Origin of the sequence: Methylobacterium sp. J-030, from assembly GCF_022829545.1 — a bacterium.
Lineage (GTDB): Bacteria > Pseudomonadota > Alphaproteobacteria > Rhizobiales > Beijerinckiaceae > Methylobacterium.
Genome location: NZ_JAKSYM010000343.1, coordinates 18,032 through 33,441 on the forward strand (window position 1 = coordinate 18,032; position 15,410 = coordinate 33,441).

A 15,410-nucleotide genomic window follows, 5' to 3' on the forward strand; every position below is an offset into this window, starting at 1 on the left:
GTCTGCGGGCGCGACCGGCGTGGGTCGCGGCATCCGGGTTCGCGTCGGGCGCGGGCCTGTGCGGTCCGGTCCGGACACCGCTTCCCGTCGATGAGGCCGCCTCCCGACCCCCACAATCTAGCGCGGCTGTCGGGGTGAATCTGTCCGTACGGTTGGCCTACGTAATCTCCACGACGGCGAGTCGGTCCGTGATCTGAACCGGGATGCGACGCTCGGGGGGAAGCGCGGCGGCACGCACCGTACCGTCATCCGCGAAACGATGCAGCCGCACGCTCCGGGGCATGTGCGACAGCAGGATATCCACCGCATGCGGCTTCGCATCGGGCCGCGCGGAGAGGCTGCGGCGGTCCCAGCCGTCGAGGCCCAGCCAGATCGGCACCAGCAGGGCGCCATCCCGCCGGGCGAAGCGTGCGGAGACGAGATCCGGCATCGATGGATCGGAGGCCACCGCGACGTCGCCGGGGACGGGGGCGGCTGCGGCGGCCCCGCCGCCGAACAGCCGGACGAGATTGCGCACGGCGGCGAAGGCGGGCGTCGGGCGGCCGTCATAGGCGAGGAGCCCGAAGCGGCTCTCCGGATCGCCGTCGCCGTGATCGAAGCTGGCGATCAGTTCGTACAGGTAGGTCCGCCGCACCCCCTGCAGGTAGCTCCACAGAAGGAGGCGCGGCAGGTAGCGCGCCCGGATGCCTTCGGAGACCGGCAGGTGGGCGCTGCCGGTCTCGAGCGCCGTGTGGTAGCCGTTCTCGGTGGCGATCACCGGCGCCGGCCCGAAGACCGGCCGGGCCGCCGCGATGAAGCGGGCGAGGCTGCCCGGGCCGCCGGTCTCCGGATGCTCGGCCCCCGGATAGGCGTGGATGTTGCCGAGATCGACCAGGGCCGCGAGGTTCTGCGCGGCTGCGACGTTGCCCTGGATGTAGCTCGGTCCGGCGACTTCGACGGCGGGCGCGTCCGCCCGCACCGCCCGGAACAGGGCCGCCTGATGGTCGGCCGACAGGCGCGGGAGGTCGCGCCGTCCGGCGATCGGCGGCTCGTTGCCGCCCTCCGCGATCACAAGCCCGCCGCCGGCCCAGCGTGCGATTGCAGCGAACTTGTCCGGCGGCACGCGCGGGCCCGGGGTCAGGCCGTCGTAGAAGACGAGGCTGAAGCGGTAGCCGCGCCCGGCCAGGGTGGCGATCCGCGCGAATTGTCCGGCCGGCTCGCCGCCGGTAAGCACGATGTCGTCACGCAGGTGCCGCACGCCGAGTGCGTCGAGGGCGGCGGCGCAGGCCTCGAAGCGCTCGACGTAGGGCGTGCCGCCATGGCCGAGGTGGACGTTCACGCCGATCGAGTCGATCAGATCCTCGCATCGGTGCGGGGGCGGCGCCGCCTCGGCACGGCCGGCCGCGAGGGCCCCCGCTGCCAGCGCCAGGGCCGACCGACGTGTGAGGGCGCTCATGCCCGGTCCGTCGCGGCGTGGAGCCGCCTGAACGCGGCCGGAGCCGGGCGCTTTACCTGGACGGACGGGGCGTACCGGACCGCGCGCACGAGATCGCGGACCGCCTGGCCGAGGGCGGCCTGAGCCTCGCGGGATCCGAGATTGTGGTCCGCCCCCGGCACGATGGTGACCGGTGCGCCGAGGCGCGCGGCGCTGCGGTCCGGAGTGCGGCCCAGGTGTCGGCGAAGGGCCGCCAAGCCGGGATCGCCCGCGCTGTAGAGCAGGCGAATCGCGGCGCCGCGGCGCCGGATCGTTGCGACGCGCCGGGCGACCGATCCGCCCGGCGCCCCCGGACGGAACGCCCGGCGGATCCGCCGCAGCGCCAAGTCGACACCGCGCCGAGCCAGGACGCGGCCGATCGCCCGGACCCGGATCTGGCCGCGGATCAGCCGGCGCCACGTATCGCCCTGCGCGAGGAGGGCGGCATAGGTCGCGGCGCTGCCGTAGGTCTGGCGGATGACGCTGTCGACGCTCTGCTCAGGATCCCAGTCGAAGCAGTAGAGGTTGACGAGCAGCGCCCCGTCGATCCGCGGATCCCGGCAGAGCGCGTGGAAGGCCGCGTAGGCGCCGCTGCACCCGCCGACCAGCACGATCGGGCCGCCGCCGGCGACGTGATCGACCGCCCGGACCACGTCGGCGAACCCGTCCGGCGCGAAGAGGGGCCAATGCCCGTCCGGCCGCTCGACGCTGTCGCCGACGCCGGCGACATCGCATCGGAACGAGGCGATGCCCTCGGCGGCGAGGCTCCGGGCGAGCCGCGTGGTCTGCCGTCCCCAGCCGGACCGGACGGTCATGCCGGTGGAGACGAACAGGATCGTCGGCGCCCCGGGTTCCGGCCTGTCCGGGGTGCAGCTTATGCCGAACAGGCCCGGGACGAACCGAGTGGGCGCCTCGCTCCATCCGGGGCCGGCCAAGCGCGCCGGAGGCACCGCTGGCGGGGTCGCCTCGGCCTTTGCGGCCCCCTCCGCGGCGTAGGCGCTGATCCGGGCGAAATCCGCCTCCGGCACCTTCACGAAGATCGGATCGCCGACGAGATGCGCGAGGCCCGCGAACGGCCCGGTCTCGACGGCGCAGCCGAGGGCGCCGAGGCGGGTACCCAAACCGCCGGGTTCGGGCGCCAGAAGGAGCACGCGCGGTGCCGGCGGCGTCGCGATCCGCGCGAGGTTCAGGCCCGAAAGTTCCGCCTGAAACGCGGCGTCCATGCTGAACCCGCCGACGGTCAGGGCTTCGGGCTCCGCGGCCGGAGCCGAGCCGTCGGGCAAGCGCCCGATCGTCTGGGCCCGCAGCCGCATCTCACGGAGATAGGCGCGTCCGGTGACGACCGGCGCGAGGAGGACGAGGCGGTCCACGGGTTCCGCCTCTGCGGCCAGAGCCGCGAAGGCCGCCCCCAGGCGCAGGCCGACGAGGACGATCTCCGTCACGCCCGCCGTCTCGCGCAGGAAGCGGACGGCCTGGCGGATGGCAGTCGTGCAGGCCGTGACGGCGGTCGCGTCGGGATCGGCGGAATCGCCTTCGCCGGGATAGTCGAAGCGCAGGGTCGGGCAGCCCGACTGGGCCAATCGCTCGGCGAGCGCGCGCCAGGGGCGGTACGCCGCCATCTGCTCGAATCCGTAGGCGCCGCAGAGGACGACGCCGCGCCGCCCGGCGGCCGGATGCAGCCAGCCGAACAGCCCGTCGAACGTCACCGGCGTCGGATCGTGCAGGCCGGGGCAGGGGGCCGAGGCGGGCCGGGTCTCAGGCGTCATGGCCGAACTCCACGCATTCGGTGCCGTTGATGGCCTGCACGACGCCGCGGGGAAGCCGCGGTCGATCGGGAAAGGCGATGAGCCGCGCCGTTCCCGGAGCGAGATGAAAGCCGCTGTCGGCAGGGCGTGCGCCGGGCGTGCGGACTTGAACGCCGAAGGCGAAACCCTCGGTGGCGATCCGCAGGGCCGGACCCGCTTCCGTCGTCACGGGCTCGGCGGTGAGGCCGATCGCATCCCGGCTGATCGGGCGCGGGCCGGGGAAATGAAAGGACTCGGCGATTACGGCGCCATCCGCGCCGGTCAGGCAGGCATGAGCGACATCGTGGACGCGCGGGCCGAACCGATAGCTGTCGGTAGCATCGAAGAAGCGGCCGAGCAGATCGGCGGAGGTCAGGGTTAGCGCCGCGCGGGCTTCGAGGACCACGGCGCGGTCGGCGCGCGCCGCGACGCGGCCGCCGCGATCGGCGAAGGTCAGCGTCACCGTCAGGGCGCGGGCATCCGCGGTCTCGTTGAGGAGGTGGAGGTGCAGACCGTCAAGCCCCTCGTCGGTCAAGACGACCTGAACGGGGCGGAAGGCGCGCTTCAAAGCGTACCACGCCGATTTGGGGCGCTGTGTCCAGTCGATCACGCCCCAGCCGGCGCCCGGCCCGAGATCGCGCAGCATCAGGACCAGACCGCCGGCGGTCGGCGAACGCGGGCGGCGCCACTCGGCGAAGGTCGCCTCCATCACCTCGGCCACGGCCGCGCGGCCGAGATCGAGGTAGCGTTCGGGATCCTCGACGCGCAGCGCGGCGGGATCGACGCCGTAGAGGTGGCCGACATAGTGGTCGCGGACGGTCTCGAAATCCCAGTCGGCGCCGCGGTCGCGGGGGATCCCGGCCGCCCCGCCCGGATCGGCCGGACCCGCCGGCCCCGGCGTCCCGGACTCGGGCGGGTTGGCGAAGGCGAGGCATTCGCTGGCGAAGCCGACCTCGGCCCGGCGGGCATCGTCGAGGGGCCGGCAATAGGCGCCGACGCCGAAATAATGGGTGCAGCCGCCGCGCGGCGAGAAGGGCAGGGCCCCGCCGGAGGGCGAATTGGGCACGACCACGATATCGGGTCTCTGGGCCGCCGCCAGCGCCGGCAGCTTCGTGTCGCAGAAGGCGTCGGCCCAGACCGTGCGCGGCGCGCCCAGCATGGCGGCCTGCTGCCAGACCTCGCTGCCGCCGCACAGGAGGCAGAGCGAGGGCGCCGCCTGGGTCCGGTCGAGGAAGGCGGTGACCTCCCGGGTCAGGGCCGCCGAGAAGCGCGGATCGTCGTGCGGGTAGTCGAAGTTGGCGAGCATCAGGTCCTGCCAGACCAGGATGCCGAGCGCGTCGCAAAGGTCGAAGAAATCGGTCGCCGGGTAGAGGGTGGTGCCCGGCACGCGCAGCATGTTCATGCCGGCCTCGCGGGCCAGCGTCAGCAGCGTCCGCGTCCCGTCCGGGCCCAGCCCGACGAGATCCGGCGGCGTCCAGAGGGCGCCGCGGCAGAAGACCGGCACGCCGTTGACCGCGAGCGACAGGCCTTCCGAGAAGGGCCGCGTCAGCGAGAGCGAGCGGAAGCCCACGTGGCCGAGATCGATGCACACCCCGTCGACACGGGCGCAGACCACGTGGAGGTTCGGCGCGCCGTGGGAATGCGGCCACCAGGGGGCGATCCCGGGCAGCACCAGCTCGCCCGCGAACTGGCCCGGGCCAATCCCGGCAAGCGTCGTCTCGCGCCCGTCGCACTGGAGCGTGACTGCCGCGGCCCCGCCATCGACAGTCACGTGCGCCCTCAGACGGCCGGTCTCCCCGTCCAGACTGGCGCGGAGATCGGCCGATATGGCGCCGGGACCCACGGGCTCGATCGTGATCGGCCGGTAGGGGCCGACATGGTCGATCTCGGGGCACCAGCCCGGCATGAAGCCCAACGCGCTGGTCCGCACATGGCGCAGCGCGCCCGGCGTGATCATCCGCGGCCGCCAGCGTCCGCGCTTGGAAGGCCGGTCGAGTTCCGCGCGCAGCGATCGGAAACAGAGCGCCAGATTGGATTCCGCGCAGACTTCAACCTCCACCGCATGCGCTTCGAACATCGAGCGCGTGGTGAGGATCGCAACGCCGTCGAGCCAGACCTCGCCGAGCGTGGCCAAGCCCTCGAAGCGCAGGCGGAACCGGCCGGGGCCGGCAAGCCGCGTCCGATACCAGACGTCCCGATCGTGGATCGGCGTCGGCGCCGTCTCCGACCAGCGCCCGGCCGCCCGCAGGGCCGACGCCGCTGTTCCCGGGACCTCGGCGGCGATCCAGTCGGTCACGCCGTCGAGATCGCCCGGGCCCGCGCAGGCGCCGGGCGGCGTCACAGCGAGCCGCCAGGGACCGGGCAGGTCCCGCGGCGCCCGTCGGTCGACGCTGCGGATGAGGGCCATCGCGCGCCCCTAGCGGCCGAGCGCGTCGTCCAGGGACGCGAAGACGCGTTCGTAGGTTGCGGCCAGCTTGTCGAGGCGCGGGGCCAGCCCGTCGGCCTTGCGGCGGTGGAAGGCGCGGGCGAGCTGGAACTGGAACGCTTTCGCCTCGCGGCTCAGCTCGGCGGCCGCCTCGGCGGCGGGCGCGAAGGCGCCGGCCCCTTTGGCGTCGAGCCAGGCGAGGTGGCTCGCCAGCATCTCGAAATTCGCGCCGAGCTGGCGGGTCGTGTTGAACGCGTAGGCGTGGAACACGCCGAGCGACTGGCACACGAGCCCGTCGGCCGTGACGCTCAGCGCGTCGCGGAAGGCCAGGACCGGGTTCCGCTCCGGCGCCCGGGCGCGATGCTTGGCGAGCAGCTCCAGCGCGACGCCCGGAAGCTCCGAGGCCGGCAGGGGCGGGGCGACCGACTTCACGAACTCCGCGTAGGGCGGCAGCGTCGCGGGGCCGAAGATCCCGGCGTAATCCGCCCCCGCGAGCCGGAAGCGGCCGGCATTGTGCAGGTAGTCGAGTTCGCCGGAGACGGGGTCGAGGGCCAGGATGCCGATCGTGGTCTTGCCGTGGTCGCGCCTGTAGGTCGTCCCGTGCGTGTCGGGTAGGTGGATCGCGTCGACCTCGACCAGAACCGGCCGGCCCGCCGCCATCTGCATCAGGGCATGCGCCTCGAGACCCGCGTAGACGGCGAGTTCAAGCACCTCCAGGCCGTAGAGCCGCTCGATCTCGCCGGGCGGCGGCTTGAAGAAGGTGAACTGGTCGCCCTCGAAATCCTGCCGGAGCGTGAAGCCCAGCATCGCCTCCGGGACGAGGCCGCGCCCGTGCAGCAGCTCGATCCAGAGATCGACGTAGCAGTTGGTTTCCGGCCAGTCCCGCTCCCCGTCATGGAGCGGGTGCGGGACGTATGGACTGGCGATCGAGAGCCCCGTGGGCAGGCGCAACGCGGCGGTCACGGCTTCAGCCCCAGAGCGCGGTGCGCACGGCCTCGGGCCATGCGGCGAGGTCCAGGCCGTGATGCTTCAGGAGCGCCAGGGTGATCCGCTCCAGGCCGAAGCCGACGCAGGCCGTGTGGGCGACGCTGCCGTCCGCCTGGCGCAGCTCCCAGGTGCTGCCGAAATGGTCCTGGTGGTAGTTGAAGCTGAGGCACGCGGTCGGCTTCTCGACGCTGTTGACCGGGACGTTCAGCTCGAACTTCAGGCCCTGCGCCCGCTGGTTGTTGGCGAGCATCCGGCCGGCGCGGCCGAAGAACGGGTCGTTGGCGGCGTCGATGGCGACCGGCAGGCCGAGGTCACGCATCATGGCGGTGCCGCGCTCCAGCCAGGATTCGCGGAAGGCCAGCACCTGCTCGGGGCTGCCCATGCGCACGTATTCGCGCATCCGGAACAGCTGCATGCGGGTGGGCTCCAGCGAGGGCTCGCGCCGGAAGCAGTAGGATTGCAAGTCGAACAGGCGGCCCTCGGCGGGCAGCGGCCCCCGGGCGGCGGCGACCGGGTAGAGCGGGTAGCAGGCCGCCGGCGTCAGGACGACGTCGGTCGCCTCCTGCTGGCCAGTCCAGTCCCGGCCCTCCTCGACGCAGGCCAGGATCTCGGCATGTCCTGCCCCGTCGCCGCAGAAACTGTGGATCGTGCCGGCGAGGTTCGGGAAGCCCTTGAGATAGCCGCTGCGCTCGAAGGCCGGCCGGCTCATGCCGGGCGGGAAGCGCATGACTTCGGCGCCATCGGCGGCGCCGAGGCGCGAGATCAGCCGGTCGAGGCCCTCGACCACGCTCTCGAAGGCGCCGCTGCGGCCGTAGAGGCCGTCGACCCCGGTGCGGATCAGCAGGCCGTGGTCGAACAGGCGGTCGAGGAAGGTCGGGCCGCCTTCGGGCTCCTCGTCGAGGATGAGGTCGCCCTGGGGAGAGGAGATCGAGTCCATCACGCGCTCATGAGCTGGCCGCTGCCCTTCTGCACGAGCAGGAGCTTGGCGGTGTTGGCGAGGATGCGGTCGTTGCCGATCATCAGCGGCGCCGAGAGGACGTCGCGCAGCGGTCGGCCGAGGCTGAAGGGGGTGTCGTTCTTGTAGCCGGACAGCCCCACGATCGAGAGGGCGCGGCGCACGATGTCGACCGCCATGTCGGAGACGGTGACTTTCAGGTTGTTGAGCATCACGCTGAAGCCGAGCGACCCGATCGTGTCGGCGTCGCCGTGCGCGTCCTCGAAGCGGCGCAAAGCCGCCACGACGGTGCCGCGCATGGCCTGGTGCGCGTTCACGACCTCGGCAAGCCGCAGGGCCGTCGGCGGCACCTTGCCGGGGGCACGGCGCGCCTCGGCCTGGACGAAGGCCCGGGCGCGATCGACCGCGTAGGTGGCGATGCCGTACCACACGCTGCTCCAGAGCAGGTGCGAGGAGGCCAGCATCGACACCGCGGCGATCTCCGCGAAGGGTTTGGGCAGGATCTGCTCGACCGGAACGCCGCGGGCCTCCAGCCGGAAGCCGTCGCTGCAGGTGCCGCGCATGCCGAGCGTGTCCCACTGGCTGGTGCGGTCGAGCGAGATCTGATCGGCCATCAGCGCGACCAGCACCTGGTCGGAGGTCGCCGCCTCCGGGTGGCGGCGGGCAGTCGCGAGGATGAGGTCGGCCTGCGCCCCATAGGAGATCACGGAGGCGTCCTTGCCGAGCGAGAAGGTCTCGCCGGTCGTCTCGACGGCGCAGAGGGAGTTGCGCAGGTCGCCGCCGATGCCGGCTTCGGTCGTCGAGGAGGCGACCAGCAGTTGCTCGCGGGCGATCCGCTCCATCAGCCGGCAGTGCCACGCGCTGTCGAGCCCGTGGGTCACGAGGCTCGACACCTTGATGTGGTGCATGGCGAAGACCATCGCGGCCGCGCTGCAGGCATGGCCGAGCGTGCTGCAGACCTCGGCGATCTGCACCAGCCCGGCGCCCTCGCCGCCGAACTGTCCCGGGATCTGGAGGCCCAGAAGGCGCTCCTCCTTCAGGGCGGCGACCGCCTCCGCGGGGAAGCGGCCCTCGCGGTCGACGGCGTCGGCGTGGCGTGCCGCCACCGCCGCCGCCCGCTCCGCACGCGCGGCAAGCGTGCTCATGCGGCTTCCTGCTGGATCAGGGTGGACACGGCCTCGCTGATCGCCCGGATCGACGAGAACGATTTGCGGTTGAGAAGCTCGTCGGGGAACTCGATGTTGAAGCGCTCTTCGAGCGCCAGCATCAGTTGCACCGAGCCGAACGAATCGAGGCCCTTGTCGAACAGGCTGTCGTCGTCCGAGAGCTGATCGGCCTTGCCCGCGAAGGCCTCGTTCGAGCCCAGGATCTCGCGGATATCGTGAGCGATGTTCAAGGCGGAACTCCTTAATTCAGTGACCGGCACTTTATTGATCCGCGCTGCGGGGCGTCAAATATTCTGGTGATTAATAGTAAATAACCGGCCGATCGGAGCCGTTAAGATGTCGGGCTTGGCGTAGGCCGGGACGCCATCGGCTGCTCCTTCTTGCACGCATTCGCTTTCCAATGACTTTCGAGCGCGAATCGGCGCATGTTTCAGCCTGGACATGTGGACAAGACTGACGTTCGGCCCCTGAGTGCCGTCATCGCCGCCGCCTGTTCAGCAAGAATCCCGAGACTTCGTGACTCCGCACGGGCGGATCCGGCATGGTGCCGCCTCGCCCCGGCCGGGCGAGTGATCTCTGGCAGGTGGCCGACGCGCGATGCTCTACAATCTGCAGATCCTGCGTGCCCTGGCGGCCTACCTCGTCTTCGTGACGCATTTCGGCCTGTACGCCGGCCCGGTCCTGCCGCGACCAGACTTCCTTGCCTTCGGGGCGGCCGGCGTGGACGTGTTCTTCGTCCTGTCGGGCTTCATCATGTTCGTGAGCACGGGCGGGCGCGATGAGGGCGTCGGCGCGTTCCTGCTGCGGCGGGTCGCACGGGTGGTTCCCGTCTACTGGCTCGTCACCCTGGCACTCGCGTCGATGGCGCTGGCCGGCCTGAAGCCGATCGGCATCGTGGAGTTCCGGCCGGACTACCTGATCCAGTCGCTGCTGTTCCTGCCGTTCTCCCGGGGCGGCTACATCGAGCCGCTGAACTCCGTCGGCTGGACCCTCAACTACGAGATGTTCTTCTACGTGGTCTTCGCAGGGCTGCTGCTGGTGCCGGCTTTGGGGCAGCGCGCCGTGGCGGCGGCCGGAATCTTCCTCGGCCTGACCCTGCTGGGTCTCGTGCCGGTCCCGGGCCTGTACTGGGCCTACTATACAAAGCCGATCCTGCTCGAATTCGCCGCCGGCATCGGGCTCGGCTACGCCTATCTGCGGCTGAGGACACCGCCGGCGGGGTTCCCAGTCCGGCGCGCTGCGGGCACCGCCTTCGCGGCGGCCGGACTGCTGATCCTCGGCGGCCACGCCGCCGCCTTCGCCTTCGGTGTGCAGCCCGAATTTTCGGGCTTCGTCCGGCCCCTGGTCTGGGGTTCCGCCGCGACCCTCGTCGTCGGTGCGATGCTGCTGCTGGAGCGCGGCGGCATCAGGCTGCGCTCGCCCTGGCTCTTGTCTCAGGGGAACGCCAGCTACTCGTTCTACCTCGTCCACAATCTGATGCTGCACGCCACGTCCAAGGTCGTCTCCGTCCTGCCCGTCTCAGGCCTCACCCGGGCCGGGCTGATCTTCCTGATCGCGTTCGGGGCCTCCGCCGCTCTGGGAGAAGCGCTGTTTCGCTGGGTCGAAGCCCCGATGAACGCGATCCTGCGGCGCCGGTTCGACCGCCGACCGATCCCCGCACCGCTCCGCAGCGCACTGACGCCCTGATCGCGATCCAGCCCGCACGGACCAACTCCCGGCAATGTGCGCGTGCAAGAGACGGAGCCGGATCGGCACGGCTCCGGTGCAGCTCCTGTTCGGCGTCGTCCCGTTACGGGCCTTGCGACCCCGGAAAGACGCGGCGCGACACCGCCAAATCATTAACCAAAAATTGAAACAGAAATTAAGCTTAATATCGGGCGTTGACTCAACATCAGCACTAATTGAGGCCAAACGCTACGTATTCACTTCTTTTTTAAACACCCGGGCTCATCTAACGTAGCCAGTGCGCCTCTGCTCACCGTCCCTCGTGAGGTCGGCAGGCGGATAGTCTTTTTCCGATCCCGGCGCATCGACGAGGAAGTTGTAATGCGGGTCGCCATCGTTCACGATTGGTTGTATGTCGTCGGCGGAGCCGAGCGCGTCCTCGAGCAAATCCTGCGGATCTACCCGGACGCGGACGTTTTCACGCTGTTCGACTTCCTGCCTGCGGCGGATCGGGCACGGATCGGCTACACGCACGCGCAAACGAGCTTCCTGCAGCGCATGCCCTTCGCGCGCACCCGGCACCGGGCCTATCTGCCGCTGATGCCGATCGCGATCGAGCAGTTCGACCTGTCGGGCTACGATCTCATCATCTCGTCGAGCTACGCCGTCGCCAAGGGTGTCCTGACCGGCCCCGACCAACTCCACATCTCATACGTGCACTCGCCCATGCGCTACGCCTGGGACCTGCAGCACACCTACCTGCGCGAGAGCGGCTGCGACACGGGTCTGAAGGGGGCGCTCGCCCGCATCGTCCTGCACTGGATGCGCCTGTGGGACGTCCGCACGGCCGCCGGACCCGACGCGGTCGTGGCCAACTCCGCCTTCGTGGCCCGGCGCATCCGGAAGGTCTACGGCCGCACCGCCAAGGTGATCCATCCGCCAATCACGCTGTCGAGCGACCGGTCCGACGGCCCGCGCGGCGACCACTTCCTGGTGGCGAGCCGGCTCGTCCCCTACAAGAACGTGGAGGCCGTGGTCCGGGCCTTCGCGGAACTCCCGGATCTCCACCTCGTGGTGGCCGGCAGCGGTCCCGATGCCGCGCGGCTGCGGGCGATCGCCGGCCCCAATGTCTCGTTCACGGGCTTCGTGTCCGACGCGGGGCTGCGCCAGCTCATGGCCACCGCCCGCGGCTTCATCTTCGCCGCCGAGGAGGATTTCGGGATCATCGTGCTGGAGGCCTCCTCGGAGGGCACGCCGGTCCTCGCGCTCGGCCGCGGCGGCGCGCGCGAGACGGTCCAGGTGCGCGGCCCCCAGCGGTCCGGAATGTTCTTCGACAAGCCGGAGCCTGAGGCGATCGCCGGCTGCGTGCGCGGCTTCATCCAGCAGGAACACAACTTCACCCGCGAGGCCTGCCGGGCGCAGGCCGACCAGTTCTCGGCCGAACTGTTCCGGGTCCGCTTCTCCCGCTTCGTGGATGAACAGATGGCCCTGCACCAAACGGTCTGCGAACCGCCGACGCGCATCCTGCCGCGCCTGGAAGCTGTGAGCTGACGCCGATGTCCATGTCTCTGGTCACGGTCGATCTGAACGAGCGGAATCCGGTCCGCGCCGGGCCGCCGGAGCAGACGCGCGGCAGCCCGCTCGCCGCGCCGCTGCTGCGGATCTGGCGGCGGCGCTACCTGTTCGCGACGGTCTTCGTCCTGGTCTTCGGCCTCGCCGTGACCGCGCTGACGATGATCCCGCCGCAATACGTGGCGAGCGGCTCGGTGATCGTCGCCGAAGCGGAGCCCGGCGCTCACAACGCCTCCATGGCCTGGATCCAGAAGATCGGCGACCCGGCCGACATCGAGAGCCAGATCCTGGTGATCCGCTCGCCGCGGCTGCTGCGGCTCGCGATCGATGCGGGCCTCACCACATCCGTCCTGGCCGAGTGCCGCGCCGCCGCCAGCGGCGGGAAGCCGGGACCGATCTCGGAGAAGAAGGAGGCCGCCTGCACCAAGCTCGTGGCCGACCGCAACGCCTTGGTCGAGTACCTGCTCAAGCGCTACACCGTGATCAGCTCGGGGCGCTCGCGGATCATCACCATCGCCTACCGGTCGCCGCTGCCCGAGGTGGCGCAGACGATGACCAACGCGCTGATCGACGCCTTCCTCGACGACCAGCGCGAGGCCCAGGCCTCCAGCCGCAAGGCGGCCTCCGACTGGCTCCACACGGAGATCAGCCAGCTCGATGCCTCGATCCGCGAGGACGAGACCCGGATCCAGACGTTCCGCCGCCGCAAGGGCCTTTTGAAGGGCACCAACGCGCCGATCAGCGCCGAGCGCCTGACCAGCATCAGCCAGCAGCTCGCCGCCGCCGAGGCGTCCAAGGCGGACGCCGCCGCGCGCCTCGGCGAGATCGAGAGCCGGAATCCGCGCGGCGCCGACACCGCCCCGGCGGTCCTATCGAGCCCCACGATCGTTGCGCTGAAGCAGCAATTGAGCGGCGTCTCCGCGCAGCTCGCCAACCAGAGCACGCTGCTGGGGGCGAACCACCCGGCCATCCGGGCGCTGACGACGGAGCGGGCCAGCCTGCGCGAGCGCATCGACCAGGAGATCCGCAACGTCGCCCAGGGCCTGCGCAAGACCTACGACGCCTCGAACGCCCTGGCCCAGTCCCTGCGCGCGCAATTGGAAAGTGCCAAGACCGAGGCCGCCGCAGCCATGGACGACGAGGCCTCGATCGAGGGCATGGTCCGCAACGCGGAGATCAAGCGCACCCGCTACGCCGACCTCGTGAAGCGCGCGGGCGAGCTGGAGACCGAGCGACGCATCCTCACCGGCAGCACGCGGCTCGTGAGCCTCGCCGAGCTGCCGCAGGAGCCGTTCTCGCCCAAGGCCGTGCCGTTCCTGGCGGGCGGGTTCGTGCTGGCGGGCGTGTTGGCGGCGGCGGCGGCCCTGCTGCGCGACTTCACCGACCAGAGGGTCCGCAACCCGGCACAGATCATGGCCGGCACCGGCGCCCCGGTCTTCGCCCAGCTTCCCTCGCTGGAGGCCCCCGGGCTGGTCGAGCGCCTCTCCGACCGGCGCCGGGAGCTCGATCTGCCGGAGGCCCTGGAGCGCGCCCGGGTCGATCCGGTGATGCAGACCGTGCTGCGCAACCTGCACGCCCATCTCGTCCTGGCGGGGGGCGGCGAGTCCCGGCTCGTCCTGGTAACCTCGTCGAAGCCGCGCGAGGGCAAATCCTTCACGGCCTTCGCGCTCGCCGCCGTCGGCGCGGCGGGCGGGCGGCGGGTGCTGGTGGTCGAGTGCGACCTGCGCCGGCCGAACTTCGATGCCTCGCTCGGTCTCGGGCGGGGACCGGGTCTCGTCGGGGTGCTGCGTGGCGAGGTCAGCCCCGCCGAGGCGGTGATCAGGGCGGACCGGTACGACGTGATCCCGGCGGGCACGCCGACCTCGGGCTCGACCGACCTGCTCATGAGCGAGCGCATGGCGGACTTCCTGCGCTGGACCCGCCGCTACGACCTCGTGCTGCTCGACAGCCCGCCGACCAGCCTGCTGATGGACGCCGCGATGCTCGCCCGCCACGCGGACGGCGTGCTCTGCTGCGCCCGCTACGGCCGCTCGCAGCTCTCGGACATCGTCGAGACCGTCACGAACCTCCGGCAGGCCGGCGGCACCGTGCTCGGGATTGCGATGACCATGGTCCGCTCGGGCCGCCAGCCGACCTACGAGGTCATGCGGCTGCCCGAGCCCCGTGCCGCCGGGGCCGCGCGATGACCGGTGCGCTGTCCGCCGACGGGTTGGCCATCCGCACCGGCGAGCCCGGGACCCGCCCCCGCGTCCTGTTCGTGTCCCACACCGGCACGATGTCGGGGGCCGAGCTCGTCCTGCGCGACGCCGTTCGCCCCTGGACCGGCTCGACGGCGTTCCTGTTCGAGGACGGCGCGCTGGCCGATGTCCTCCGCGGCGCCGGCCTCACGATCCGCCTCGCCCGGCGGGGCAGCGGCCTGTCGGGCCTGCGCCGGGACGCCTCGGTCCTGCGGGCTCTGCCGAAACTCGGGCGGCTCGCCGGGCTCGCGCTGGAGATCGCCCGCGCGGCCCGCGCCTGCGATGTCGTCTACGCCAACTCGCAAAAGGCCTTCCTGCTCGCGGCGATTCCCGCGCGCCTCGTCGGGCGGCCGATCCTCTGGCACCTGCACGACATCCTCGACGGCGCCCATTTCGGTCGCGCCCAGCGCATCGTGCAGGCGCGCCTCGCCAACCTGTGCGCGGCCCGGGTCGTCGTGCCCTCGCGGGCCGCGGCGGACGCTTTCATCAAGGTTGGCGGATCTGCGTCCCGCGTCAGCGTCGTGCCGAACGGGCTCGATCTCGACCTCGATCCCCGATCCCCGGCGGCCCTGCGGGCGGAACTCGGCCTGCCGGCCGGCCCCCTGATCGGGGTGTTCAGCCGCCTCGCGCCCTGGAAGGGTCAGGATGTGGTGATCGAGGCGCTGGCGAGGATCCCGGATCTTCGCGGCATCGTGGTCGGAACGGCGCTGTTCGGTGAGGATGCCTACGCGGCCCGGCTGCGCACGCTGGCGGCGGAACTCGGCGTGGCGGACCGGGTGCTGTTCCTCGGCCAGCGCTCCGATGTACCCCGGCTGATGCAGGCGGTCGACGCGGTGGTGCATCCCTCGGTCGATCCCGAGCCCTTCGGCCGGACGCTCGTGGAGGCGATGCTGGCCGGCGTGCCGGTGATCGCCACCGATGCGGGCGCCTCCGCCGAGATCCTCGATGGCGGTGCGGCCGGCACGCTCGTACCGCCGCGCCGGCCCGATCGTCTCGCCGCCGCCCTGGCCGCGGTCTTGGCCGATCCTGATGCGTTCGCAGAGCGCACCCGCCTCGCGCGGGACCGGGCGCGCACGCGCTACGGCGCGGCCGGCATGCAGCAGGCCCTCGCGACCCTCATCCTCGAAACCGTTGCCCGCGCCTGACGGGCGATCCTGACCGCGATC

General features: G+C 71.4%; 11 protein-coding genes. 4 read left to right on the top strand and 7 right to left on the bottom strand.

Features of this window, described 5'->3' with window-relative positions; all coding sequences use genetic code 11:
* Positions 1-157: 157 nt before the first annotated feature.
* Genes MKK75_RS26765 through MKK75_RS26795 form a run of 7 tightly spaced genes read right to left on the bottom strand, consistent with a single transcriptional unit; the run spans position 158 to position 9,000 of the window.
* Positions 158-1,435 (bottom strand): hypothetical protein, encoded by a 1,278-nt coding sequence (locus MKK75_RS26765; RefSeq protein ID WP_244045518.1) that lies wholly within the window; start codon positions 1,433-1,435, stop codon positions 158-160.
* Positions 1,432-3,219 (bottom strand): alpha/beta fold hydrolase, encoded by a 1,788-nt coding sequence (locus MKK75_RS26770; RefSeq protein ID WP_244045519.1) that lies wholly within the window; start codon positions 3,217-3,219, stop codon positions 1,432-1,434. Before MKK75_RS26770 ends, MKK75_RS26765 begins: the two co-directional genes overlap by 4 nt.
* Positions 3,209-5,644 (bottom strand): glycoside hydrolase family 2 protein, encoded by a 2,436-nt coding sequence (locus MKK75_RS26775; RefSeq protein ID WP_244045520.1) that lies wholly within the window; start codon positions 5,642-5,644, stop codon positions 3,209-3,211. Before MKK75_RS26775 ends, MKK75_RS26770 begins: the two co-directional genes overlap by 11 nt.
* 9 nt (positions 5,645-5,653) lie before the next feature.
* Positions 5,654-6,625, bottom strand: coding sequence for a DUF1839 family protein (locus tag MKK75_RS26780; protein WP_244045521.1), 972 nt, complete (start codon positions 6,623-6,625; stop codon positions 5,654-5,656).
* Positions 6,626-6,629: 4 nt separating this feature from the next.
* The gene (locus MKK75_RS26785) at positions 6,630-7,586 is read right to left on the bottom strand and encodes an amino acid--[acyl-carrier-protein] ligase (RefSeq protein ID WP_244045522.1); all 957 of its coding nucleotides are present in this window, start codon (positions 7,584-7,586) and stop codon (positions 6,630-6,632) included.
* Positions 7,586-8,749, bottom strand: coding sequence for an acyl-CoA dehydrogenase family protein (locus MKK75_RS26790; protein WP_244045523.1), 1,164 nt, complete (start codon positions 8,747-8,749; stop codon positions 7,586-7,588). Before MKK75_RS26790 ends, MKK75_RS26785 begins: the two co-directional genes overlap by 1 nt.
* A complete protein-coding gene (locus MKK75_RS26795) occupies positions 8,746-9,000 on the bottom strand; it encodes an acyl carrier protein (protein ID WP_409567615.1) in 255 nt (84 codons plus the stop codon). The genes MKK75_RS26790 and MKK75_RS26795 overlap by 4 nt, the downstream gene beginning before the upstream one ends.
* 367 nt (positions 9,001-9,367) lie before the next feature.
* Here MKK75_RS26795 and MKK75_RS26800 point away from each other — a divergent pair, with 367 nt between their 5' ends.
* The 4 genes from MKK75_RS26800 to MKK75_RS26815 all read left to right on the top strand — a co-directional run bounded on the left by MKK75_RS26800 (position 9,368) and on the right by MKK75_RS26815 (position 15,389).
* Positions 9,368-10,456: an acyltransferase family protein gene (locus MKK75_RS26800; protein WP_244045524.1), complete on the top strand. Its 1,089-nt coding sequence runs from the start codon at positions 9,368-9,370 to the stop codon at positions 10,454-10,456.
* Positions 10,457-10,816: 360 nt separating this feature from the next.
* Positions 10,817-11,986 (top strand): glycosyltransferase, encoded by a 1,170-nt coding sequence (locus MKK75_RS26805; protein ID WP_244045525.1) that lies wholly within the window; start codon positions 10,817-10,819, stop codon positions 11,984-11,986.
* Between the two features lie 5 nt (positions 11,987-11,991).
* Complete coding sequence (locus MKK75_RS26810; protein ID WP_244045526.1) at positions 11,992-14,193, top strand: GumC family protein; 2,202 nt, start codon at positions 11,992-11,994, stop codon at positions 14,191-14,193.
* Positions 14,190-15,389, top strand: a complete 1,200-nt coding sequence (locus MKK75_RS26815) for a glycosyltransferase (RefSeq protein WP_244045527.1) — start codon at positions 14,190-14,192, stop codon at positions 15,387-15,389. Before MKK75_RS26810 ends, MKK75_RS26815 begins: the two co-directional genes overlap by 4 nt.
* Positions 15,390-15,410 lie beyond the last annotated feature (21 nt).

Bases quoted from the DNA above. Each gene is read 5' to 3' on its own strand.
- MKK75_RS26765 (WP_244045518.1), bottom strand. From the start codon at position 1,435: ATGAGCGCCCTCACACGTCGGTCGGCCCTGGCGCTGGCAGCGGGGGCC.
- MKK75_RS26770 (WP_244045519.1), bottom strand. From the start codon at position 3,219: ATGACGCCTGAGACCCGGCCCGCCTCGGCCCCCTGCCCCGGCCTGCAC.
- MKK75_RS26775 (WP_244045520.1), bottom strand. From the start codon at position 5,644: ATGGCCCTCATCCGCAGCGTCGACCGACGGGCGCCGCGGGACCTGCCC.
- MKK75_RS26785 (WP_244045522.1), bottom strand. From the start codon at position 7,586: ATGGACTCGATCTCCTCTCCCCAGGGCGACCTCATCCTCGACGAGGAG.
- MKK75_RS26790 (WP_244045523.1), bottom strand. From the start codon at position 8,749: ATGAGCACGCTTGCCGCGCGTGCGGAGCGGGCGGCGGCGGTGGCGGCA.
- MKK75_RS26800 (WP_244045524.1), top strand. From the start codon at position 9,368: ATGCTCTACAATCTGCAGATCCTGCGTGCCCTGGCGGCCTACCTCGTC.
- MKK75_RS26805 (WP_244045525.1), top strand. From the start codon at position 10,817: ATGCGGGTCGCCATCGTTCACGATTGGTTGTATGTCGTCGGCGGAGCC.
- MKK75_RS26810 (WP_244045526.1), top strand. From the start codon at position 11,992: ATGTCCATGTCTCTGGTCACGGTCGATCTGAACGAGCGGAATCCGGTC.
- MKK75_RS26815 (WP_244045527.1), top strand. From the start codon at position 14,190: ATGACCGGTGCGCTGTCCGCCGACGGGTTGGCCATCCGCACCGGCGAG.